The following is a 234-nucleotide window of genomic DNA, read 5'->3' as shown; positions in this document are numbered from 1 at the left end:
AGCCAGGGGTACTCCGGAATCTGTCCGTTGTGGCCGTAGGTTCCGACGATGAGCGCTACCTTGGCCGCGTCCGTTTGAAGCATCAGGATTTCCTTTGAGGCAGCCTCCGTCCGATACGAGCCCGTGTGCTTCAGGTCTGCGGCATCGAGGGCATCCAGGGTCCTGAGCAGCCCCTCCGTGCCGCGGTCAATGGTGTGGTTGCTGGCCGTGGTGCAGGCCTGGTAGCCAATGTCC

The 234-nt window shown here is 62.8% G+C and carries 1 protein-coding gene; it reads right to left on the bottom strand.

Annotation, left to right across the window (positions count from 1 at the left end):
* Window positions 1-234: CapA family protein (locus ACPYOG_RS20920; RefSeq protein ID WP_481295965.1), on the bottom strand; the 234-nt coding region annotated here is incomplete at both ends.

The sequence above is a fragment of the Leifsonia sp. HAY1-4F genome (genome assembly GCF_056755275.1).
The sequence above is the reverse complement of the archived record's forward strand: the minus strand, read 5'-3'. Positions and strand labels throughout refer to the sequence as shown.